The 21,810-nt window shown below is 43.3% G+C and carries 19 protein-coding genes; 12 read left to right on the top strand and 7 right to left on the bottom strand.

Annotated elements, in window-relative coordinates; genetic code table 11:
* Positions 1 to 64: 64 nt before the first annotated feature.
* On the bottom strand, positions 65 to 1,246 hold the full coding sequence (locus LEP1GSC192_RS15430) for a hypothetical protein (RefSeq protein ID WP_036090556.1): 1,182 nt from the start codon (positions 1,244 to 1,246) through the stop codon (positions 65 to 67).
* Positions 1,247 to 1,321: 75 nt separating this feature from the next.
* On the opposite strand from LEP1GSC192_RS15430, the gene LEP1GSC192_RS15425 reads away from it, so the two are divergent.
* The gene (locus tag LEP1GSC192_RS15425) at positions 1,322 to 3,436 is read left to right on the top strand and encodes a sodium-translocating pyrophosphatase (RefSeq protein ID WP_020770960.1); all 2,115 of its coding nucleotides are present in this window, start codon (positions 1,322 to 1,324) and stop codon (positions 3,434 to 3,436) included.
* A gap of 359 nt (positions 3,437 to 3,795) precedes the next feature.
* On the opposite strand, the gene LEP1GSC192_RS15420 is transcribed toward LEP1GSC192_RS15425, so the two are convergent.
* Positions 3,796 to 4,281: a GNAT family N-acetyltransferase gene (locus LEP1GSC192_RS15420; protein WP_036090554.1), complete on the bottom strand. Its 486-nt coding sequence runs from the start codon at positions 4,279 to 4,281 to the stop codon at positions 3,796 to 3,798.
* A 129-nt stretch (positions 4,282 to 4,410) separates the two neighbouring features.
* Here LEP1GSC192_RS15420 and LEP1GSC192_RS15415 point away from each other — a divergent pair, with 129 nt between their 5' ends.
* Positions 4,411 to 5,229: a hypothetical protein gene (locus tag LEP1GSC192_RS15415; RefSeq protein WP_020770970.1), complete on the top strand. Its 819-nt coding sequence runs from the start codon at positions 4,411 to 4,413 to the stop codon at positions 5,227 to 5,229.
* Here LEP1GSC192_RS15415 and LEP1GSC192_RS15410 read toward each other — a convergent pair whose 3' ends face one another.
* Entirely contained in the window at positions 5,230 to 6,627 is a 1,398-nt protein-coding gene (locus LEP1GSC192_RS15410; RefSeq protein ID WP_020770943.1) for a glycine--tRNA ligase, read from the bottom strand.
* Between the two features lie 114 nt (positions 6,628 to 6,741).
* Here LEP1GSC192_RS15410 and LEP1GSC192_RS15405 point away from each other — a divergent pair, with 114 nt between their 5' ends.
* The 4 genes from LEP1GSC192_RS15405 to LEP1GSC192_RS15390 are packed head-to-tail and all read left to right on the top strand — an operon-like array spanning position 6,742 to position 11,141.
* Entirely contained in the window at positions 6,742 to 8,421 is a 1,680-nt protein-coding gene (locus LEP1GSC192_RS15405) for an energy transducer TonB (protein ID WP_020770964.1), read from the top strand.
* Positions 8,418 to 9,203: a PrsW family glutamic-type intramembrane protease gene (locus LEP1GSC192_RS15400; RefSeq protein WP_020770931.1), complete on the top strand. Its 786-nt coding sequence runs from the start codon at positions 8,418 to 8,420 to the stop codon at positions 9,201 to 9,203. Before LEP1GSC192_RS15405 ends, LEP1GSC192_RS15400 begins: the two co-directional genes overlap by 4 nt.
* On the top strand, positions 9,200 to 10,114 hold the full coding sequence (locus LEP1GSC192_RS15395) for a 50S ribosomal protein L11 methyltransferase (RefSeq protein ID WP_020770940.1): 915 nt from the start codon (positions 9,200 to 9,202) through the stop codon (positions 10,112 to 10,114). The genes LEP1GSC192_RS15400 and LEP1GSC192_RS15395 overlap by 4 nt, the downstream gene beginning before the upstream one ends.
* 31 nt (positions 10,115 to 10,145) lie before the next feature.
* Positions 10,146 to 11,141: an adenosine kinase gene (locus LEP1GSC192_RS15390; protein WP_020770930.1), complete on the top strand. Its 996-nt coding sequence runs from the start codon at positions 10,146 to 10,148 to the stop codon at positions 11,139 to 11,141.
* Positions 11,142 to 11,246: 105 nt separating this feature from the next.
* Here the strand turns inward: LEP1GSC192_RS15390 and LEP1GSC192_RS15385 are convergent, their stop codons facing one another.
* Genes LEP1GSC192_RS15385 through LEP1GSC192_RS15370 form a run of 4 tightly spaced genes read right to left on the bottom strand, consistent with a single transcriptional unit; the run spans position 11,247 to position 15,091 of the window.
* Positions 11,247 to 12,512 carry a hypothetical protein gene (locus tag LEP1GSC192_RS15385; RefSeq protein ID WP_020770958.1) on the bottom strand — a complete coding sequence of 422 codons (1,266 nt, stop codon included), beginning with the start codon at positions 12,510 to 12,512 and terminating at the stop codon, positions 11,247 to 11,249.
* Entirely contained in the window at positions 12,509 to 13,330 is an 822-nt protein-coding gene (locus LEP1GSC192_RS15380) for a hypothetical protein (protein ID WP_020770903.1), read from the bottom strand. The genes LEP1GSC192_RS15385 and LEP1GSC192_RS15380 overlap by 4 nt, the downstream gene beginning before the upstream one ends.
* Positions 13,327 to 14,154 carry a tRNA pseudouridine(38-40) synthase TruA gene (truA, locus tag LEP1GSC192_RS15375; protein ID WP_081603613.1) on the bottom strand — a complete coding sequence of 276 codons (828 nt, stop codon included), beginning with the start codon at positions 14,152 to 14,154 and terminating at the stop codon, positions 13,327 to 13,329. The genes LEP1GSC192_RS15380 and truA overlap by 4 nt, the downstream gene beginning before the upstream one ends.
* 55 nt (positions 14,155 to 14,209) lie before the next feature.
* Complete coding sequence (locus LEP1GSC192_RS15370) at positions 14,210 to 15,091, bottom strand: DUF2225 domain-containing protein (RefSeq protein ID WP_036090529.1); 882 nt, start codon at positions 15,089 to 15,091, stop codon at positions 14,210 to 14,212.
* Positions 15,092 to 15,225: 134 nt separating this feature from the next.
* On the opposite strand from LEP1GSC192_RS15370, the gene LEP1GSC192_RS15365 reads away from it, so the two are divergent.
* The 6 genes from LEP1GSC192_RS15365 to LEP1GSC192_RS15340 all read left to right on the top strand — a co-directional run.
* Complete coding sequence (locus tag LEP1GSC192_RS15365) at positions 15,226 to 16,329, top strand: hypothetical protein (RefSeq protein ID WP_020770965.1); 1,104 nt, start codon at positions 15,226 to 15,228, stop codon at positions 16,327 to 16,329.
* Between the two features lie 301 nt (positions 16,330 to 16,630).
* Complete coding sequence (locus tag LEP1GSC192_RS15360) at positions 16,631 to 17,428, top strand: 1-acyl-sn-glycerol-3-phosphate acyltransferase (protein WP_036090526.1); 798 nt, start codon at positions 16,631 to 16,633, stop codon at positions 17,426 to 17,428.
* Positions 17,425 to 18,900 (top strand): acetyl/propionyl/methylcrotonyl-CoA carboxylase subunit alpha, encoded by a 1,476-nt coding sequence (locus LEP1GSC192_RS15355; protein WP_020770923.1) that lies wholly within the window; start codon positions 17,425 to 17,427, stop codon positions 18,898 to 18,900. Before LEP1GSC192_RS15360 ends, LEP1GSC192_RS15355 begins: the two co-directional genes overlap by 4 nt.
* Positions 18,897 to 19,376: an acetyl-CoA carboxylase biotin carboxyl carrier protein subunit gene (locus LEP1GSC192_RS15350; RefSeq protein WP_020770954.1), complete on the top strand. Its 480-nt coding sequence runs from the start codon at positions 18,897 to 18,899 to the stop codon at positions 19,374 to 19,376. Before LEP1GSC192_RS15355 ends, LEP1GSC192_RS15350 begins: the two co-directional genes overlap by 4 nt.
* Positions 19,377 to 19,601: 225 nt before the next feature.
* Positions 19,602 to 21,125 carry a DUF5982 domain-containing protein gene (locus tag LEP1GSC192_RS15345; protein ID WP_020770959.1) on the top strand — a complete coding sequence of 508 codons (1,524 nt, stop codon included), beginning with the start codon at positions 19,602 to 19,604 and terminating at the stop codon, positions 21,123 to 21,125.
* Between the two features lie 11 nt (positions 21,126 to 21,136).
* Positions 21,137 to 21,810 (top strand): DUF1566 domain-containing protein (locus LEP1GSC192_RS15340; RefSeq protein ID WP_020770932.1); only part of this gene is annotated, 674 nt, incomplete at its 3' end.

Genomic DNA, 21,810 nt, shown 5'->3' with positions numbered 1-21,810 from the left:
GATTTCCCGACACGTTAACGATTGGAAAGATGCCGATCAGAGAAGCAAGGAATTTATTGCAAACTTATTCCGTTTCCGCTAAAGAATATCCCGTTTCCAAATAAAACTGGAAAGTTTTGTCCAGGCTATAAGGGCCCGCATATCTGGAAAGATCCTTCTCCAGTTCTTGGGCCTTTAGATTTTTATACATGTCCTTCCATTCTTTGGAAACGATGAGAGCCGATTCTTCAGGTTCCGTTTCCGCTACGGATCGGAGGGCGAATGCCAATACTTCCCAACTGAAAGAAGAATGTTTGAGAAGTACGTTCCATTCTTCAAGGCTTGGACTTTTTTTTGTGCGGATGATCTCTTCTAATAATTCCGTTCCTAAAATCCCCGAGTCCGATCCTATTTGTATATAATATCTTCGTAAAGGAAGAAGATAGTCCTTATCCGGGAAAATATTTTTTCTGAGAGAAAGTAAGAGCGCTCTTCTTGCGAACGCGGCGGATTCGAGGAATCTTCTCTGGTCCAGATATTCCATACTTAAAATATGATGAAAGATCGGCTCGTCTCTGAAGATATTTGCTCTTTGCAGTAGTCCTTCTTCATATAGATTGGAATCTTTGGATTTATAAGATAAAATACAAAGTCTATGTAGGCTTTTGTTTCTGGGGAAGTAGGGTAGGAATCTTTTGCATCTTGCGATAGAGTCGTCTATCTTTCCCGCTTTCTGGAAACCGGAGATCTCATCTAATAGAGCTTGTTCTTCCGCTTGGTAAGGGTTGGTTGATTCTAATTCTTTTAAAGCGGCTTTATAATATTCGATATCTCCGATTCTCGAAGACCAGAGTAATGTTTTGTATCTGAGTTCCCTATTTTCCGGATCGCGGGACAATAATACCCTGGCGGTGTTTAGCGCTTTGTCCGGGAATCTGAGCGAATCATACAGTTCGGTCATTTCTTCCAATAATTTGGTTTGGTCCGGATTTAATCTTAGGCTTGTTTCGTAACTTTTGAGCGCTTCTAATTCTTCTCCTTTTCCTTTTTGGGATTTTCCTAAAATCCAATAGTAACGGAAGTCTCTAGGCTCTCCAGTCTCGTCGGCGATCTGTAATTTTTCTAATGCTTGTTGGTATCTGCCTCTTGCCGCTTCTTCGCCTGCCTGCTGGATCAGCTCTTCCCAAGAAAAGGTTGAACTCAAGGCCAGGACCGATTTTATAGTGCAAATAACTAGAAAGAACCAAATGGAAAGTGTACGTCTCATATTAACTTTGGCAAACACAGGTCCCATCTTTTTAAACCATCGGAAATTTTAAAAAAAAACAAGAGGTTTCCCTGAATGAATTCGGTAACCATTATTCTGGCTTTTGCCTTCCTGGCTATTTTGACCGCCGTAGTATACGCATTGAAGGTCACCAGGATCCAAATCGGAACTGAGGGCGGAAAGGATAACGAATCCAAGAAATTGATCGAAATTTCTTCCGCAATCTCCGAAGGCGCTATGGCCTTTCTCGTGAGAGAATACAAGACCATTTCTCTCTTTATTGCCTTTATGGCAGTTCTGATCTTCTTCCTTTTGGACAATCCGGAAACTCCGGATTTTAACGACGGGTTGTTTACTGCGATCGCCTTCGTTGCAGGGGCCCTAATCTCCTGTCTTTCCGGCTTTATCGGTATGAAGATTGCAACCATCGGGAACGTTCGTACCGCACAAGCGGCGAAAACTTCCATGACCAAGGCTTTCCGAGTCGCTTTCGATTCCGGTGCGGTGATGGGATTCGGACTGGTTGGTCTTGCCGTTTCCGGCATGATCGGACTTTTCCTGCTATATACTCATTTATTCCAAAATGTAGGAACTCTTTACCTTATGGAAGCTCTGGCCGGTTTCGGTCTTGGGGGTTCCGCAGTGGCTCTTTTCGGAAGAGTGGGTGGGGGAATTTATACCAAGGCTGCAGACGTTGGAGCGGATTTGGTAGGAAAGGTGGAGAAGGGAATCCCTGAAGATGATCCTAGAAACCCTGCGACTATCGCCGATAACGTAGGGGATAATGTGGGTGACGTTGCCGGTATGGGGGCAGATCTTTTCGGTTCTTGTGCTGAAGCTACTTGTGCCGCTCTTGTAATCGGTGCAACTGCAACCGCTCTTTCCGGCAATACGGATGCTCTTTTATATCCGCTTTTGATCTCCGCGTTCGGGATCCCGGCTTCTCTTTTGACTTCCTTCATCGCTTCCGTGAAAGAGGGGGGAAATGTGGAGAAGGTCCTAAAGATCCAACTTTGGGTCTCTACATTACTCGTAGGTGCGATCATGTATTTTGTAACCGATAAATACATGGTGGATTCTTTCGAGATCGCCGGCAAAACGATCGGTAAATGGAACGTATTCATTTCATTGGTTGTAGGTTTATTCTCCGGAATGTTCATCGGTCTTATCACTGAGTATTACACTTCTCATTCTTATAAGCCTGTGAGAGAAGTAGTTGAGGCTTCCAAAACTGGAGCTGCTACAAATATTATTTACGGTCTAGCTTTAGGGTACCAAAGCTCCGTTGTTCCGGTCGTATTGCTCGTTATTACTATCGTTACTGCGAATATTTTGGCAGGAATGTATGGGATTGCAATCGCCGCCCTCGGGATGATCTCTACGATCGCAATCGGTTTGACTATCGACGCTTACGGTCCGGTTTCGGATAATGCTGGCGGGATCGCTGAGATGGCTGAACTCGGAAAAGAAGTTCGTAATCGTACGGATACATTAGATGCGGCCGGTAATACCACTGCAGCTATCGGTAAAGGTTTTGCGATCGGTTCTGCGGCTTTGACTTCTCTTGCGCTATTTGCTGCGTTCATTACCAGAACTAAAACTTCCGGCTTGGATATCTTAAACGCGGAAGTTTTCGGCGGATTACTTTTCGGAGCTATGCTTCCGTTTGTTTTCACCGCTATGACCATGAAATCGGTTGGTAAAGCTGCCGTAGACATGGTGGAAGAAGTTAGAAAACAATTCCGCGAGATCCCTGGGATCATGGAAGGAAAAGCTAAGCCTGATTACAAAAGATGCGTGGATATTTCCACGACTGCGGCCCTTCGAGAAATGATCCTTCCCGGACTTCTCGTTCTTTTAACTCCTATCGTTGTAGGTTACTTGTTCGGAATTAAATCTTTAGCAGGTGTATTAGCCGGTGCATTAGTGGCAGGTGTGGTTCTTGCAATATCTTCCGCAAACTCCGGTGGTGGCTGGGACAATGCTAAAAAATACATCGAAAAAGCTGCGGGTGGAAAAGGTTCCGACCAACATAAGGCTGCTGTTGTGGGAGATACCGTAGGCGATCCTTTAAAGGATACTTCCGGTCCTTCTATCAATATTTTGATCAAGTTGATGGCGATCACAAGCTTAGTGTTTGCGGAATTTTTCGTGCAACACGGTGGATTACTTCTTCGCTTGTTCCAATAAGAAATTTCGTTTTCACGCAAAGGCGCTAAGTTGCAGAGGATCCTCTGGGCCTAGCGCCTTTTTTATTTTAAGTTCGCACGGAGAGTTCACGGAGAAGTCAGAGGGAGAGAGCTATTTGCGATGTTGGAGTTCCTACATGGATTTAAAGAGGACGATTTGATTGACAGAACTAGGATTTTGTGATTAAGAGAATGGGCTCTCCCACGAGCCACTCCCCCCAAATCCCAATGCAGGGCGGGGGCGATCTTTGCTTTCTATGTTGGAGTTCCTACATTCAAGGCCGCATGCTACGTATCTTATCTCCGCAGCATCGTGGCTCTGCGTGAGAATAACGCTGTGTCTCTTTTAACTCTGCGTCTTCACTTCACTGATTTCCTAAATCTCACATAAAACGGATCGAATCCCATCTTCTTCCAGAATTCCACAGCTCCCTTGTTCTCTGAGATCGCTCTCAATTCTACCGCTAAGATCCCTTTTTCTTTTGCGTAACGAAACGTTTCTTCGACGAGAGGTTTCATATAACCGGACTTTCTTTTGCCTTGTTTGGTAACTGCCAAGTCTATGAATAAATTTTTCTCCTCAATGAGATACGGTTTTTCTTCTACTCTCGCAATGAGAAGGGAGACTAGCTCTTCTCCTAAAAACCCGCCGATGAATAATACTTTGTCTGTAGCCCTGAGTTTTAGATAAATATCCACCATTTTAGCGGCCGCTCTAGGGCGGATCTTGAATAATCCGTCTAAAGGGAGTTTATTGACCATTCTAAAAAATTGATTTAGCAATTCAATGGCAGCCTCCCTATTTTGGGGGAGAATGGACCTTATCTCCAAAACTTTTTCAGACATTAAAATAAAACTTTGCAAATGACCGAAGTTTGTGGAGTATTTTTTATTGTAATCGAAGGGAACTTTCTCTTCTTTTTTCAAATAAGTAAAAAAAGAAACGATTCCGGTTGTTATTAATACGAAGGCAAAATGATCTCTCGAGCACTTATAATTTTATCCTTCTTCTCATTCATCAATTGCGAAAACGGCAAATCGGAATTACCGCCGGCAGTTTTGGGATATATCGCTTTGGATTATCTCATTCTCAGCGATCCCGATCGTTCTTCCGTTTATTTTTCCACTGTAAGATCCGTTGATCTTGAAGTTGCGTATGAAACGGATGCACAACCTTTTACCGGGAATTTTACGATCGGCGGTTCTAATATTTGGAATGTGACTGATACTAATATGCAGGATGTTTTTGCGGACAGAGGTTATTCGGTGGCAGTCACTGTGCCTACCGATCTTTCCGAAATGAGCGAGATACCGAACCAAAATAGAACCACCTGGAGTGTGAACCAACTTTTGGATCTCGTTCCTAGATACAGAAAAAGATCTTCCGATTTCCAATCCACTAGTTTTTTTATCATGTATATAAGAGGGCAATTGGCGGATGCACCCGGTGTGATCGCAGTTACGATTTCCGGAGTTTTGGGGATTGGACCTCCTGTGATCTTTGTATTTAAGGATATGATAGATCAATTTGATTCTATTGTTTCGCCAGACAAAGCTGAGAAGGCGGAGCAAATTACGGTGACACATGAGCTTGGACATGCTCTTGGACTTGTGAACGCAGGGATTCCTTTATATTCTTCCCACCAAGATAAAGAGCATGGAAATCATTGTATCAACGAAACTTGCGGAATGTTCTGGGCTTTAGACGACACCAAGGTGGAAACTTTCAGCCCTGCTACTCCTTTGTTATTAGGACAAGAATGTAGGGACGATATCCGAAACTACAATCCCTGATTAAAGGATCTTATCCGCAAAGTAAGACTTCAAAGAATCGATCGAGATCCTTTCTTGAGACATACTGTCTCTTTCCCTTACGGTGACAGTTTTGTCCTTTAGAGAATCGTAATCTACCGTGATACAATAAGGGGTTCCGATCTCGTCTTGTCTACGGTATCTTTTTCCGATAGCGCCGCCTTCATCGTATTCTAAGTTCCCTAAAGAAGATAGGTTTGTATAGATCGATTTCGCAAGTTCGGGAAGTCCGTCTTTTTTCATGAGGGGAAAAATCCCGATCTTCACCGGGGCTACCTGAGGAGCAAAACGAAGAACTGTTCTTGTTTCGCCGTCCGGCAGTTTTTCTTCCGCATACGCGTCAGAAACGACCGCCAAGAATAAACGGTTTAAGCCGAGTGCAGGCTCTACTACATAAGGCACATACTTTTTGTTGGCGGCCTGGTCCTGGTATTTCAGATCTTCTCCGGAAAATTTTTCATGTTGGGAAAGGTCATAGTCCGTTCTGGATGCGATCCCCCAAAGTTCACCCCATCCGAATCCGTATTTGTATTCTATATCGGAAGTGGCTTCGCTGTAAAAGGAAAGTTCTTCCTTTTCATGTTCTCTGACTTTCAAGTTTTCCTTTTTAAGGCCCACATGATCGGTTAAAAATTTAAGGCAATAGTCAACCCAGTGAGAGAACCATTCTTTTTGTGTTCCCGGTTCGCAGAAGAATTCCATCTCCATTTGTTCGAACTCCCTGGTTCGAAATACGAACTGTCTTGCCATGATCTCGTTACGGAAAGATTTACCGATCTGCGCGATACCGAATGGGATCTTGTTCCTGGTCGTGGCGATAACGTTTTTGAAATTGATAAATATACCTTGAGCGGTTTCCGGGCGAAGATAAATATCCTGTGAATCTTCTGCGGAAGCTCCATGAGAAGTTTTGAACATCAGGTTGAAATCCCTGGCTTCCGTGAAAGTTCCTCTGTTGCCGCAGTTTGGACAGGCAAAATTTCCCGCCTTGATAACCTCGTTCATTTTTTCTAAGGTCAATCCTGTGGCGGCGCCTTCTCCTTTTTGGTCTTCCAAAAATTTGTCGGCTCTGATCCTGGTCTTACAATTTTTACAATCGATGAGCGGATCGTTAAAATTGGAAACGTGTCCGGACGCTTCCCAAACTTTCGGGTTCAGAAGGATGGAAGAATCCAATCCTACAACGTCTTCTCTTAAGTGGACAAAATATTTCCACCAGAGTCTTTTTAAGTTATGGAGAAGTTCGGCACCGTAAGGGCCATAGTCGAAGGTATTGGAAAGTCCTCCGTAAATTTCGGATCCGGGATAAACAAATCCTCTTCTTTTACAAACGGATACGATATCCTTGAGAGAGGAATCTAGGGTTTCTTTTTTCTCCATAGGTCCAAGGATTCTCGAATAGGATTCGTGATAAAGTATTAAATTCGTAGGAATTCCTTCAATTCTTGTTTGCTTCCGGAACAAGCTAGGGTCCAATGGACAAGGACATTCGGAATGAAAAAGGAAATTTCGCAGAAGGAAAAACTAGTCTTTTGGGGGATCAATTTTCTCTCTTGGACCTCTCCTATCTCCATGATAGGATTCGGGATCTTTTTTCCCTTGGGAGTTATCTTCTTATTTCCGAAAGAGGATAGGGTCCGTCGGCCGGCTTTCCATTCCGTTCTTCTACAAGTTGTTTTGGGACTGTTTTTATTTTCTCTGGAACTTTTGTTCTTAATTTTTCCGAAAGCGGAAGAGATTTTTTCGGCATTCGTTCTACTCAATTCGGAAGATCCAAGCGCATTCGGTTTCCCTGTTCTGACTCTAATGTTCTTCTTCGGTCTGGCAGTATTCTTTTTACAGGCAAAGTATTTAAGAGAAAGATTAAAACCGGAAGATCCAAGGCCTCTGATCTTAAATCCGGTCCTAGTATTTTTAACCGTATTCTGTTTAATTCTATTTACACATTATCTAACGTACTCCGATATTTTCCGGGCAAAGATGGCCACCTTTGCCGTTTTTTCCGAAAGCGTTTGGATCTTCTTTTTTACGTCGATCGGACTTGCGGAACTTCTATCCGGCAAAAGGCCTTTTTTCTTATTTCGTAGACCTTGGGCCTGGTTTGTAAGGCAGACAAAGGATTCATTCGCGAAAGAAGAAGGAGATCTGCCCGCTTCCGCTAGAAAACGTACGAACGCAAAAGTAAGAGATATGATCTTAGCCGGATGGGGCCATATCTATACGGGACGTTTGTGGAAAGGATTTCCGATCCTATTCGTATATTTGCTCGGGTTATTGTTATTTGCCACTTTCTTCTTTTCTTGGTGGGAACCCGCATTGGGGATCCGCTTTTTAGCAAGTTTAGGATTAAAACCGGGGATTTCCGATAAAAAGTTTTTTGAAGTGGCATCTTCCATTTGGATCTGGTCTGCGATCTTAGTCGCTTTGATTTCGATTAACGTGTTTTCCGGCTGGTTACTTCGTAGGTCTTTCTATTCTAAAACCCCTCTCTTGGGTCTCAGCCCCGGCTTTGAGAACAATCTTGGATTAAGCGTTTTAGTTCACTTAATCGTGATCTGTTTGATCCTACTTATGCCGACTACGATCGCTTTCCAAAAAGAAAGTAAGTCTCGCCCTACCGATCATTATACGCCGGAGAATCATGCGGAATTCTATTTTATAGATCCGAATCTTCCGGACGAGGTAAAAGGGTTAAATGGCGGGGTCATCACCGGAACGGAAACACCGAACAGCACTCAAGGCGAAAAAATTCCGGAGGAAAAACCTTCTGATGAGGGAAGGGTAAAAGGAGAAGTTAAGAGGATCAAAGGAAAAAAACTTCCCCCTACTTACTCCAATTATATTTCCGCAAAGATGAGGACTTTCGAATCCTTTATGGATTACTGGAGAAGTGCTCCTAGGAATTATTCCTGCGTTGTTGCTTATACGATCACTCCCGATGGGGAAGTTGTGGATGTGGAACTTGTTCAAAGTTCTCCTTATCCGGAACAAGATCAAAGGACTTTAGAACTGATAGAAAACTTATCTCCAATGATGCCTCCTCCCGGAACAAAAGGTTATATAAGGGTCACGGAACTTTTTTGGAACGGACCTTTGGATGCGAAGGCTATGCCAACTCCCTTACAGCAGGAATTGGTGAATATGTTCGACGGTCGTTATATGGAGGAATTATGAGTTTAGAAGTAATTCTTTACGCGATCGGAAGTATTTTCCCCTGGGGATTTTATCTCATTTATACCCAGCCGGATACCGGTAGAAATAAACGTGTCTTTTTTATAATATTCTTCGCATTACTTTTGGGTTGGATCTCCACAGAGTTGGTGCTTCGTGCCAGCGCTTGGATCTGGCCTGAAACCGAGATAAACGCAAAAACGGCAAAATCCATACTTTCTCAAACCGCATTTTTAGCGTTCGTAAAAGCGGGAATGATGGAAGAATTATGTAAATCCATTCTGATCGTAACCTTATCTCTCTCGTTGGCATATGATTGGAAAAGGAAGGAATTCCTTCCGGAAACATTTTTAGTGGGCGGGTTTGTTGCATTAGGTTTTGCCGGAATAGAAAATTACCATTATATTCTCACCGCAAAAGAAGACGATCGGATCCATACTTTCATTATTAGAACATTAAAATCTTCGAATGCACATTTGCTTATAAATCTTTGTTTTGCCCTCTGCTTGATCAAAAGTAACAAAAGATTATTTTCCGAAAAATATTGGTACATCCTCTCCGGATTTTTGCTTGCGGTCGTACAACATGGGTTATTCGACTTTTTTGTGATCCCTGTGGGAAGGTTCGGACATTGGGCGGCGACAGCGCTCTTCGTAGGAATCTGGGTCTGGATCGTAAAAGACAGAAGAGTGTATATGAAAGAAGAAAAGATCCATAAAATATTGAATGAAGAACAGCCAAGACAAGACCTCGTCTCCCGATCGGTTCCTGAGATAATCCGTTGAAATACAAAGAAATCAGAGTTTCCATTCCGAAAGATTTTGCGGAAGAATTTTCCGCGTACTTGGACGAATGGAAGGTGGCGGGATATTACGAGATCCTATTCGATAGGGAAGAGGCTAGAAAACCCGGAGAAGAGATCATCTCCGACAATACTCCGATCAGAGTGTATTTAGCGGAAGACGATGCCGAGTCCGAAGCTAAGATCTGGATCTATTTGCAGACGGTTGCCCCGGAGAATTCTTTTGCCGAATCCAGATGGATAGAAACGAAAGAATACGAAGAAGCTTATAAGGAATTTTATAAACCGTTTTCTGTCGGAGTTTTCTGGGTAGTGCCCACCTGGGAAAAAGACGACTGGGAAAAAAACAAAATATTGGGGCAAAAAGATTCCGTCCCGGTGTATATCAACCCTGGACTTGCTTTCGGAACCGGGCATCATGAAACCACTCGTTTGGTTTTATCCAGGTTAGGCTCCATCGATCTGAAAGGAAAGAGGGTTGCAGACATAGGCACCGGTTCCGGGATCTTATCCGTGGCGGCGGCAAAATTGGAAGTTTCCAAAATTATAGCCGTGGATATAGATCCAAATGCAGTACGTTCTTCCACATTCAATCGGGACGAAAACGGCATATCGGATCAAGTTTTAGTAGTCGAAGAAGGTGGATTCGATCATCCTAAGATCCTTTCCGAAAAATTCGATCTATGTATGGCAAATATCACATTTGCAGTCTTGAAGGCAAACATGGAGAAAATCGCAAATCTTCATACGGATCATTTTTTATTCAGCGGTGTGATCACGGAAAGAAAGGAAGAGTTCCTGGAGCTTCTTCTTTCCCAAGTGGGAGGTAAATCCGTTTACGAGACCTCCTGGAATGGATGGGAGCTGATAGAGTGGACCCGCCAATCTATATGACGTTTTATTAATATTTTATATCGGAGAAAAAATGAAACATTACGACGTATTCGGGATAGGGAACGCACTTGTGGATATTCTGATCCCAACCGAAGATTCTTTTTTGCAGAAAATGGGCTGGAACAAAGGGATTATGACCCTAGTGGATGCGGAAGTCCAGGGTGGTGTACTTACCGCTTTAGACGGACATAAAAAAGAATTAAGATCGGGTGGAAGTGCCGCAAATACTATGATTGCACTCGCCAATTCAGGCGGTACGGGAACTTACACCGGAAAAGTTACCGAGGACACTTACGGAGAATTTTATAAACAAGATATGGAGAAAGCGGGGATCTTATTTGAAGTTCCTCCTTCCAAAGAAGGGCATACCGGAACCTGTGTGATATTAACCACACCCGATGCCGAAAGGACAATGCTTACTCACTTGGGAATTTCTTCCACATTGACCAAAGAGGACCTGGACCTGGAACGGCTGAAAGCTTCTTCTTATAGTTATGTGGAGGGGTATCTTTGGGACAGACCTTCCACCAAGGAAGCCTGTCTTCTTGCTATGGAAGAATCCAAAAAAGCGGGAGTAAAAGTGGCATTTACGTTCAGCGACCCGTTTTGTGTGAACCGCTCCAGAGAGGACTTCTTAAAACTTACAAAAGAATATTGTGATTTAATTTTTTGTAATGCAGAGGAGGCAAAAGCATTAGCTGCCACCGAATCCAAGGAAGACGCCTTAAAATTTATCTCTTCACTTTGTAAGAATGTTATGATGACCGACAGCGCTAACGGTGCGTTCGTTTCCGTAAATGGAACGATCAGTCACGTAGGCGGATTTCCTGCTCAAAACTTATTAGATACCACAGGGGCAGGGGATTGTTTTGCGGCAGGTGTGTTATACGGACTCACTCACGGATTTTCTCTCGAGAATGCGGCAAGATGGGGAAACTATGTTGCCTCCAGGATCGTCCAGGAGATCGGGCCTAGACTTTCTGTCAGACTTATGGGAAGACAGGAAGAAATACTCGGGAGAACTTAATTCATTTCGCACAGAGCACACGGAGAACACAAAGAGTTTACTGGTGTTGGAGTTCCTACATCCGTAACTTCTAAACTTTGTGTCCTTTGTGATCTCCGTGCGAACTCACGGACAAGAATAGGATAAAGAGATCGTGCTCATGTTTCCGTTCTCAGGAACGGAAAACGTAAGCGGAGTTCCTACGATGGTATCGGGAAACCCGTCCACGTAGGAAGTATCCGAAAGACAATATAATTTATGAGTTCCAGGGTTGATGTATTTGATCCTTGACGTTCCGCTTCTTGCAGGTGTTGCAGCTAACGGAAGTTTTGTGAGAATATCCGTTTCATTTTCCCTAAAAACGGCAAAATAATGTGTCAGATTTCCGGATCCGCCGGTGATTGCAAGTGAAGAAGCGCCGCTTGGATAGATCGTTCTGGATCTGGAAAGTATCCCCCCGCCTATATCCGATTGACCTGAATGTCTCGTTTTCCAATCGCTAATAGAGATCAATGTTGCAGCAGTACTTCCATCCGCCGCCTTAATGGAATGTACCATTAAGTTTTCTTTCAGGTTCATTCTAACTTCAAAGATGTAAGGCTCGAATCCGGGTTTAAAATCCATATCCGCCTCTCCCGCTTGAACGGAATAAAGAAGCGGAAACACTAAAGGATATCCTGATTTGTCGGTAGTTCCTGCCGCATACGCAAGCCTTGGAACTATATTAAATCCATAAACACCGTAGTTGTCAAAAAAGGTAACTTTGGTCAGGTCTACACCCGGAGAATTTCCCCAACCTGTCACTAAAGAACGAATATACGTTCCGGTGTAATAATACTGGCTTGGGAATCCGAGAGACGTTCCTGAAGTTGGATCGTTCGACGGATATTCCGCTCCTTCTCCGTTTAAGAATTGGATCATTTTAAATTCACCGTTCAACGATCGACAAGTGTTTGCGTTTAAGGTATATGGTTGTGTACAATATACTTCTCTGTTTGGGGCGACATTGTCCCAGAAAGCTTTTGCAGCGACAGCTGTTCTGATCTGAGAAAGATTATTTAGACCGTCCTGGTATTTGGAAGAAATTCGGATCTCACCTATATCGATATAAATAGGTAGATTTGCCATTTTAGGAAGAGCGCTTAAATTGAAGGTAGGATCACCGGACGGATCCATGTATACATCACCAGTACCGTTATTATACTCGGTAAAATCCAAAGGACTGTCGGTTGCATACGTACCTTTGAGTAGAAGTAACATTCTACTATTAAAAAGAGTGCTGATTACGGGATTATCTGTGGCGTTTCCTTCCCAATCTCCTACCTTACAATCCGAAACGAGTGCGAACAAAAAGGAAGATAGAAATAGAAAACGATTCGTTTTGGAAATCATAAGAATACGCTCACCATTAAACCGAAATGGAAAAATTCTGTATCCACTTTATTGTAATAATACGGGTTATTCAACCTAGGATCTACAGTTGGACCTACGTAAGGATATTTAGTTTCCGCCGGAGAATTCAAATCCGATTCGAAAATTTTATTATAATCCAGTCGGATCCCGATCCGGATTTTTTTTCCTGCTACGAAACTTGCCTCAAATCCGGCGAATAATGTATCATTCCAGCGGGAAGTATTAGCCGGTCTGGCAACCACGTAGGTTTCTCCGAATCCCGCCTTGACCATAAAAGTAATCGGAAGTTCGAACGGAAGTTTATAACAAAGGGCGCTATATACCGGGATCGTCGTAAGAGCTCTTTCGGATCTGGACAAATAGTTGGAATAAGAAGCTCCTACTTCCACATAAAAGATCCAAGGCCAAGGAACTCTGTAAAAAAATCCACCACCTAAAGTTGTATCCAAATATCTCTGAGCTTCGGAACCGGGGAACGGGTTAGAAGCTCCTACCCAAGCGCCGATCTCCGGTTTTCTATTATCATAGAATGTAGGAAGTTCTTCTTCTAATTCCTCGTCGTCCGTGTTGTCTTTTTTGTCCGAGCGTGTAAGTCCTGAAGATGGAAGATTCCCTCCTGCTTGGGCTAGGATCAATTCACCATTTTTAAAACTGTTCCCGATCTTATTAAAATCCATAGGAGGAGAAACGGGATTTCCGCCCAGATATTTTACAGCTTTGTTATCTAATTGGTCCGGATAAGAAAATGTTTGTACCCAGGGAAAAAGGAAAAATGCAATCGGAAGGAGTTTTTTCATCTGGGAACTCCGCCGTATTCTTTCCTGTTTTGGTACATACGATCAATTTGAGTAAAAGAATCGTAGTACGCTTTTAGAAAATACAATCCGTAAGGAGGTAGGGTGATCCCTGCGATGGTTCGATCTTTGGAAGAAAGTATTTTCAATATATTCGTCTCTTTGCGCTTCTCTATCGCTATTTCAAAAAGTGTTCCGGTCAGGATCCGGACCATATTATGGAGGAAACCGTTTGCCTTGATTCGTAAACGAAGAAGTCCGGGCTCTTCTTCACTTTCCAAAAGGCTCGCATCATAAATGACCCGAGTTGTGGTCCTACGGTTCCGCATGGAAGTGGCTTTTGCCAAACTTCTGAAGTCATGCTCTCCCTTTAGTAGTTCCAGTTCTTCTCTTAAGCGCGAAACGTCAATCCGATGTTGATACCAAAATGCCCTGTTTTTCCAAATAGGTCTAGGAAACCTTGCATTCACCAAAAGATATTCGTATTCTCTCGCCGTGCAGGAAAACTGAGAGTTGAAATTCAGGGGAACTTCCGCTATTTCATGGATTGCCAGACCCCGGTCGGTGAGTGCATTCATTCCGAGTAGGAACTTCGACAGATTGGGAATGGGGGAATCCGTCTTAAAATTTACGACCATGCCCCTTGCATGAACACCTGTATCCGTTCTTCCTGCTCCCCAGATCCGGGTTTGTTTTTTCAACAGAACTTCCAACGCTTTTTCTATTTCTTCCTGAACTGTGGGAGATTGTTTCTGGCTTTGGTATCCAAAAAAACATCCACCGTCGAATTCGATCAGCAAAGCATAGTTTCTAGGATCTTCAGTCATAGTTAGGAGAGGAAGCAGAATGAAACAAATAGGAGGAAGAAAAGAGGAACGTCTCTTATTTTTCTCCGCCCATTTCATCTATGATCTTATTGTACTCATCATAGAGTTCTTTGGCCATATCGATGATGACGGATGGTTTGGACTTGGACGCCTTACCTGAACCGTACAATCTAGAAAGAGTTCTTTTGGCTCGAATGAGAAGGTTCAGTTTGGAAGCAGCATCCGATGCGAGTTCGTCCTTGAACTTCATAGTAAGATAGGCGGAGAGATAAATGACTCCGTCAAATCCCCAGTTTTTGTCGGTATCCGGTCCGAGTAGATAAGAAGCGGCATCCACAGGTTCGGAACCGGACTGCATGATCTCCATCGTTTCCGTGTACCAGCCTGCCGCTTTTTGGTAGAGAAGGTCCCGGATCTTGTCGTAACCCATACCGGGAAATTCCGTATTCACATCATCGAAGTACCAGGCCCCGCGAACAGCGCAGACTGCTTTTTTTGGTGTAGGAGCTACCGTCACTTTTCTGGATTGATAACATTCTATCGCTAAAAGATAAGAAGCAGCGCCCAGGATCAGATTTCTTTCTTGGTAGAAATCCGTAGGTCCCATAATGGACTCTATGTTTTTGCGTCGAACCTCTGCGGATTCTCGCAGTTTAGCGAGTTCGTCCGCATCTAGGCCGGACCAGTCCTTGGGAAATGCCGTATAAAGACAACGGGGGCAAACGTTTAGGACGTAATCATTCGGGGAAACCCTGCCGAATTTTTTGTTTTTTTCGTATAAGCGACGTAATTCCTGGGTAAGTTTGCCTGCGATCAGCCTTCCCCCCCCTTGGAACATACTTTCCCTTTGGTGTACCTCGCTACAAATAGGGCAGACCGTATCTTCCTTGTTCCGAAACGAGATTTTTTTGCCTTGGGCTAATGCAGTTGCTGTCATACGAAGAATTTCCGGAAAAATCGAGCCGGAAGCATCAATTCTCACCGTATTCTAACCGATAGACTAAGAAGAAAAGCACGATTTTCGGGTTGAACCCGATCTCCGCAGGGAGAAGCTAAGGAAAAGGTCCGCCAATGAAAAAACTTCTCGTTTTCATGATCGCGATGTTAGTCGCCCCAGTTCTATTACACGGCGAAGCCGTTTCTATGAAATCGTATAAGAAGCGGATAGAGCTCTTAACTTATTTAAGAGAGATAGAGCCTGTCGTAAGAAATTATCCGGGAGAAGTAAAAGCTTCCGGAACCGGTCAAACCCAAGCAGACGGGGAAAGACTCGCGAAGTATAAAGAACTAAAAAGATTATACCAAGAAGGTCTTCTGTATTTTTTCGAAGGGAATTTCGTAAATTCGTATCGTAGATTTTTGGAGTCCCAACTTGGAATGGAACTTCTCTTGGAAGAACTTTCGCAAAGTTATGTGGAAAGAACGGAAGAGATCCTAAAAACCGCGATCGAAAAGAAAAATCCGAACAATCCTACGGATAGAGCACTTGTAGATATTTCCGTGGAATACGGAAAAAACAGTTATATCCGTGCGGATATTAAGGAGAATAGAGAAGCTCCTTTTACCCGCAGAATGTACAATCCGAGAGAATTCCATTATGTGGTGAATAAATACACCATCGAAAAAAATATGGAGTTAGGTTATCAGTTCTTGGGAGAAGCCAAGGAAGCTAGGAATAACGCACTTAAGATAGAAAAACATCTGGAGAAACACCAGAAACTTCAGCCTGAGCATAGAAAACATCGTATCGAAATGTATTTGGGAGCGATCAATCTTTGCAGGGACGCAAGAGCGAATGCGATGAATATTTTCAAACTTAAGTATCCTTACGATAACTATTATCTGCAAAGATCCGATGCCAAGTCCGAAGAGACTCGCAACGAGATCGGAGAGGTTACACCTGGACAAGTTGTTTCGGTAGAAGGAGTCACTTACGATTTTTCTACAAACCCTCTGGTTCGTGCAGATAATAAAATGAGCCCTGTATTCGACAAAAGAATTCCTGATGATTATCGCAGAGACGCTGTTGATATTTTGGGCAGAATTTACGACGACGAGGTCGACAATAAGTTGTATCTTCGTTGGGATGCTGAGACTCGTAAAAAACTTCTGGGAGACAAACTACCTCCGGGAACTCAGAAAAGAAAACAAGCTGCAACCGAGCCTAATAAATAAGATTTTTCGATTCTTCTGAGCGGAAAAAAGGCCTGCTTCCAAACGAGGACAGGCCTTTTTTATTTCTGAAAACGCTATCTAGTTAAGGCGAACATCGTAAGTTATAAGAGAGGCTAAGTTTTTTTCGCTCTAGACTTAGAGTCGCAAAGGGGAGAGATTTGATGAAGTTGTTTTCCTTATAAAAAGCTCTTTGCGTCTTTGCTGCTCTGGGTGGCAACGGTTTCTAAAACTTAATATTCCATCTAAAGGTCTCTCAAGAATTTGCTTTCCATGTTCGGAGAGGTTCTAAAGCATAGTTCGCATGAATCCACTTAAGTTTATGGAAAGCCGTTTGGGCAGGTTTTCCCCTAAGTATCGCAAACTGGTATTACGAACCTATGTCGTTACATTAAGATTGGTACTTACGGTAGCGTTTCCCACTATGATCGCCGGGATTTTTTATGCACTTATCGGAAAGAGAGAAAAACAATATGCGGCTTTTCTAAAAGGTTCCAAAACTTGGGGACCGGTCGTGATCCGCATGACCAAAACGGATCTGATGATAAAGAATGAAATGGAGATCCCGGACAAGGGTCATATGATCTTCTTAAATCACGTAAACGAAATAGATTTTCCTTATGATTGTTTAGTGGTAAACAAACCGTATCTTGCAAACCAGGTGATCAAAAAAACTTTGGTAGCTTATTGGTGGATGAAGGCAATGGGATCTCAAGTTTTTGAGACATCCAAGGCCGCTACGATCGCAGTTTCCGTTCGTAATTTATTAAAAGGACTTTCCACTACTTCTTATATAGTGTATCCGGAAGGTCATAATTCTTATTCAGAGGTCATCCAGCCTATGCAAAAAGGGATGATTAAACTCGCTTATGAGAATAAGATCCCTGTAGTGTTAGTGCTAAAATCCGGGATCACCGCCTACCAAACGGAACCTATGTATGCTAAAGTCGGCTACAAATTTATTGGAAGATACGAACCATGGACCCACGATACTTGGGAGAGTTTTAGGGATTTCCTATATGAAACCATGAGCAAGGAAAAGATCGCATTGGATTCCGAGATCGGAACCCTGCGTGAACCTGTCTCTTCCAAATCCAAGTGATCAAAAGACTACTCATCGCAAACAGGGGAGAGATCTCACTCCGTATCCAGAAGACCTGCAAAAAATTGGGTATCGAGACTGTAGCCGTGTATTCGGATGCGGACAAGGATGCGCCTTTCGTAAAAGCAGCGGACTTCTCCTATTATTTAGGAGAGTCCGAACCTTCCAAATCTTATTTAGTAATTCCTAATATTCTAAAGGCAGTCCGTGAAACCGGAGCGGACGCAGTACATCCCGGTTACGGGTTCCTGTCCGAGAAGGCCGAATTTGCAAGAGAGCTTTCCAAGGCTGGAATTTCCTTTTTAGGACCTAAGCCTGAAACGGTGGACCTAATGGGAGATAAGATCCGTTCTCGTGCAGCCATGGAAAAGGCGGGAGTTCCTGTCGTTCCAGGATACGAAGGAGATTCCCAAGAACATTCCGTATTATTAAAAGAAGCGGAGAGGATCGGATTTCCGATCATGATCAAAGCCAGCGCAGGCGGCGGCGGAAAAGGGATGAAACGTGTCTTTTCCAAAGAGGAATTTTTGCCTTCCTTAGAATCCGCCCAACGGGAAGCCGGGAACGCCTTCGGCGATCCTAGAGTGTTTTTAGAAAAGTATATTATAAATCCTAGACATATCGAGGTCCAGGTTTTCGGGGATTCTTCCGGAAAAGTGATCCATCTTTTCGAGAGAGAGTGTTCCATTCAGAGAAGGCATCAGAAAGTAGTGGAGGAATCTCCCGCACCGAACTTGTCTTCCGAGCTGAAACAAAAAATATGCGAAGTAGCAGTTAAGGCTGCTTCTTCCATCGGTTATTTGGGTGCAGGAACTGTGGAATTCATTTTGGGAGAAGACGGCGCATTCTACTTTTTGGAAATGAATACAAGACTCCAGGTCGAACATCCGGTTACCGAATCCGTAACCGGTTTCGATCTGGTAGAATGGCAGATCCGAATTGCAGAAGGTATAAGTATCGAAAAGTTTACCGGAGGAAAATCTCCTTCTCAAAGTGGACATGCGATCGAAGTCAGATTATATGCGGAAGATCCGGAGAATGAGTTCCTACCTTCTATCGGAAAAATAGAACTCGCCAAATTCCCCGAAATCCAGAATGTCCGAGTCGATTCTGGAGTAGTCACCGGCTCCGAAGTATCTCTCTATTACGATCCGATGCTCTCTAAGGTGATCGGGATCGGAAAAACAAGAGAAGAAGCTCGAAAAAATCTGATCGCGGGACTCGAGGAAACGATTATATTCGGGCCGATCACAAATCTGAATTATCTAAAAGCGATTTTGGAACATTCGGAATTTGTAAAGGGAAATACAGATACTCATTTTTTAGAAAAACATAAAATAGATTGGGAAGAATCCGGGGAAGAAAAAGAAGCTCTTATGAGAACAGCTTCCTTTTTGGCGAACCGTACAGTGAAAACTTCCTCCGTATGGGAGGCCGTCGGGCCGAACGGAGTTTGGGGAGAAATATCTTGAACCGTTTGTTCCGACTCCAATGGAAAGAAAAAGAATACGTTTTGGACCTGGGAGATTCTTCGTCCAGACTTTTCGGTCCTGAAAAAAAATGGGAGTCTCTTCTCACTCATTACTCTTGGACTAGGGAAGAGGACGGTTCTTATTCTTTACCGGATGGGAGTGTCGCATTACTTAGAAGCGGAAAACTTTTTATCCATACAAAAGGAAAAACATTCCAGTTTGTGATCAAAGGAAGAGAAACTTCGGATGCTCAGGCGGCGTCTTTAGAGATCAAAAGTCCTATGCCGGGCAAGATCATCAAGGTAGAAGTGAAATCAGGAGATTCCGTTCAAAAAGGACAAACTCTTGCGGTAGTGGAAGCAATGAAGATGGAGCATGCCTTGAAAGCAGGAACAGACGCTAAGGTCCAAGAAGTCCTCGCAGCGCCGGGAGATATTGTTTCCCAAGACCAGTTGTTGATCCGATTGGGTGAATAAAAAAATTCATTCCAAATCTACTGCTGAAAATTTTTCCGATACGGAAACATTTCAACATTGTTAAAAAAGTAATTCTTATTTCGAACAATTGCTATAATAATTTTAGAATCCGGTTCGTTTATGAGTTCGCGACCCTTGTTCTAAAGAAAGGGTTCCCGGAATAAATTTGACATCGCCTTAGACACTATTATAACTTGCGAATTCTATAAAAAATCCAGGTTACTGATGAAACATTTCCTCGTTCGCATTGGCTTGATCGCTATATTGGCCTTTGTCTATACACAAAGTATTTCCGCGGATCCAGGGCTCTTGGATGGTTGTGAAAAACCTCCTGAGAGAAAGGATCTACCATTCTATATCAGTCCTAAAAGACAGCTCTGTATAAAAGATTTGGAAAAGAAGAAGGAGGGTTGGTTTCCCACCGGACTTCCTCTTTTAAATTCGGATCCGAATACCGGAATAGGATATGGGATCCGCGTATTCCTTTTTAATAATGGAAAAAAAGAGGATCCTTTTTTCGAATACACCCCTTATAAGTTCAGGATTTACGCTCAATATTTTGATACTACCAAACAAAGGCAATTTCATGAAATCGCTTTCGATGCTCCTTACGTGTTTGAAACACAATGGAGATTGAGAGGCGGTTTGTTTTATGATTCCAACCCGAATACTTTATACTTCGGAATGGGAGAATCTTCTCTCCAAACCTTGAGTTACCAAGAACGAAATCAAGACGGCGGTCAGGTTCACACCAACGCAACTTTTGCGGATCAACAAAAGAATTTGGCTTATACAAGACCGGGTGGGCCGGGTGATCCGGTGGATATTAACGGAACCGTGTATAACGGATTTCCATCTCAAAATGGATTTAGAGTTACCGATTCATTATATAACCGTTACAATATAATTTCTCCGACTGCCAACTTAAGTGGAGAGAGATCATACGTCGGAGGAACGGTTCGTTTAGTAGCCGGTATGAGATTTTCGCAAAATATTGTGAAAACTTTCGACGGAACTTTGACAAACGGGAACGACCCGATCCTCGACGGTTTTCCTATGAGTTCCACCGGAAAAGCATTCAACGGCACCACTAAGCTCACAGAGGACAATACTGCCGGAAAAATATTAGGATATAATGGAGGGGTAGTAAACTCTCTTCGTTTGGGAGTCGTCTATGATACACGGGATTTGGAACCGGATCCGAACCAAGGTGTATTCTTAGAGGCAACGTATGAAAAATCCGCAAAAACGATCGGGTCTAATTACGATTACTCTAAGTATTTTACTCAGGCGAAATTTTTCTGGAGTCCCTTTCCTAAAGTTTTCGATAAGTTAGTTCTTGCAGGTCGGGCCGGATTTTCGATTACTGAAGGCGACGCTCCGTTTTTCGAATATAGGAATATGTGGGGAACGGAAGGTGTGATCGCCGGATTGGGCGGACGTACTACATTAAGAGGTTATAAACAAGACCGCTTTGTGGGACGTGCAATGGGTTGGGGTAATCTCGAGGTGAGATGGAAATTCTATCAGGTCTCAGTGGCCGGCCAACATTTTGCCTTCAATTTAGTTCCATTCGTGGACTTCGGACGGGTTTGGGACGACGAGCATAAGGCAGGTCTCAAGGATTATAAATATTCCCGAGGTCTTGGACTTAGGATCGCTTGGAATCAGACAACGATTATCATGTTCGATTATGCGGTTTCAAAAGAAGACAAACAGTTATTCGTGAATTTTAACCACGCGTTTTAAGGAAAGAAGAGATGAGAAGAGTATTTTATATAATAAGATCATTATTTACCTTATTCGCGTTTTGTATATTCGCGATTGGTTGTGAGGAAAACTTGGATCGTAGTCCTTACGGATTTAGTGAAGAGGAAGATAACGATCTGATAGCCGGGGCGATTTTTTTCCAAAGTTTTACGAACAATGGTGATGGTACGACGACGGACAGCACAAGCGGTTTGATGTGGAAGACTTGTAGCCAAGGTCAGGTATTCAGCGGAGATGCAACGAACTTCGGTTGTAGAGGAGGTAGCGGAACGTTAGCCAATCCTAGTTCTTTTGGAGCAACGGAATTACAGTATTGTAGCGTAGATCTACATTCTTGTAATACGCTTGGAATCCCTCAAACGCTAACGAACGTATCACCGATCGGAATATCAGGTAGTTCGGAAGCGTATGATTCGTGCGCGACTGATACCACGGGAGGTCATACGGACTGGCGAGTAGCTAGTTTCTTGGAATTAAAATATTTAAGTTCGAATAGCCGTAACTTCATGCTATTAAAATTCCCAGATACGATAGAGTCTTTCTATTGGAGTTCCACAGCGAACGAGCAGGATGTAGCGGGTAAAACAGCTAGAGCGGTATCGTTTTCACGAGACAGATTCGGTGAAGACGAGTCTTACAGCAAGACCAGCAGATATTTCGTTCG

This window comes from Leptospira sp. B5-022 (assembly GCF_000347035.1).
GTDB classification, from domain to species: Bacteria; Spirochaetota; Leptospiria; order Leptospirales; family Leptospiraceae; genus Leptospira_B; species Leptospira_B cinconiae.
Note: the sequence above shows the minus strand (reverse complement) of the source record. Positions and strands in the feature narration are given on the sequence as shown.

What these genes read in the sequence shown, in the direction of transcription:
- LEP1GSC192_RS15410 (WP_020770943.1), bottom strand. Translation starts at nt 6,627, where the DNA reads ATGGAGAAAAAAGAAACCCTAGATTCCTCTCTCAAGGATATCGTATCC.
- LEP1GSC192_RS15400 (WP_020770931.1), top strand. Translation starts at nt 8,418, where the DNA reads ATGAGTTTAGAAGTAATTCTTTACGCGATCGGAAGTATTTTCCCCTGG.
- LEP1GSC192_RS15425 (WP_020770960.1), top strand. Translation starts at nt 1,322, where the DNA reads ATGAATTCGGTAACCATTATTCTGGCTTTTGCCTTCCTGGCTATTTTG.
- LEP1GSC192_RS15360 (WP_036090526.1), top strand. Translation starts at nt 16,631, where the DNA reads ATGAATCCACTTAAGTTTATGGAAAGCCGTTTGGGCAGGTTTTCCCCT.
- LEP1GSC192_RS15345 (WP_020770959.1), top strand. Translation starts at nt 19,602, where the DNA reads ATGAAACATTTCCTCGTTCGCATTGGCTTGATCGCTATATTGGCCTTT.
- LEP1GSC192_RS15390 (WP_020770930.1), top strand. Translation starts at nt 10,146, where the DNA reads ATGAAACATTACGACGTATTCGGGATAGGGAACGCACTTGTGGATATT.
- LEP1GSC192_RS15420 (WP_036090554.1), bottom strand. Translation starts at nt 4,281, where the DNA reads ATGTCTGAAAAAGTTTTGGAGATAAGGTCCATTCTCCCCCAAAATAGG.
- LEP1GSC192_RS15380 (WP_020770903.1), bottom strand. Translation starts at nt 13,330, where the DNA reads ATGAAAAAACTCCTTCCGATTGCATTTTTCCTTTTTCCCTGGGTACAA.
- LEP1GSC192_RS15430 (WP_036090556.1), bottom strand. Translation starts at nt 1,246, where the DNA reads ATGAGACGTACACTTTCCATTTGGTTCTTTCTAGTTATTTGCACTATA.
- LEP1GSC192_RS15415 (WP_020770970.1), top strand. Translation starts at nt 4,411, where the DNA reads ATGATCTCTCGAGCACTTATAATTTTATCCTTCTTCTCATTCATCAAT.
- truA (WP_081603613.1), bottom strand. Translation starts at nt 14,154, where the DNA reads ATGACTGAAGATCCTAGAAACTATGCTTTGCTGATCGAATTCGACGGT.
- LEP1GSC192_RS15365 (WP_020770965.1), top strand. Translation starts at nt 15,226, where the DNA reads ATGAAAAAACTTCTCGTTTTCATGATCGCGATGTTAGTCGCCCCAGTT.
- LEP1GSC192_RS15370 (WP_036090529.1), bottom strand. Translation starts at nt 15,091, where the DNA reads ATGACAGCAACTGCATTAGCCCAAGGCAAAAAAATCTCGTTTCGGAAC.
- LEP1GSC192_RS15405 (WP_020770964.1), top strand. Translation starts at nt 6,742, where the DNA reads ATGAAAAAGGAAATTTCGCAGAAGGAAAAACTAGTCTTTTGGGGGATC.
- LEP1GSC192_RS15385 (WP_020770958.1), bottom strand. Translation starts at nt 12,512, where the DNA reads ATGATTTCCAAAACGAATCGTTTTCTATTTCTATCTTCCTTTTTGTTC.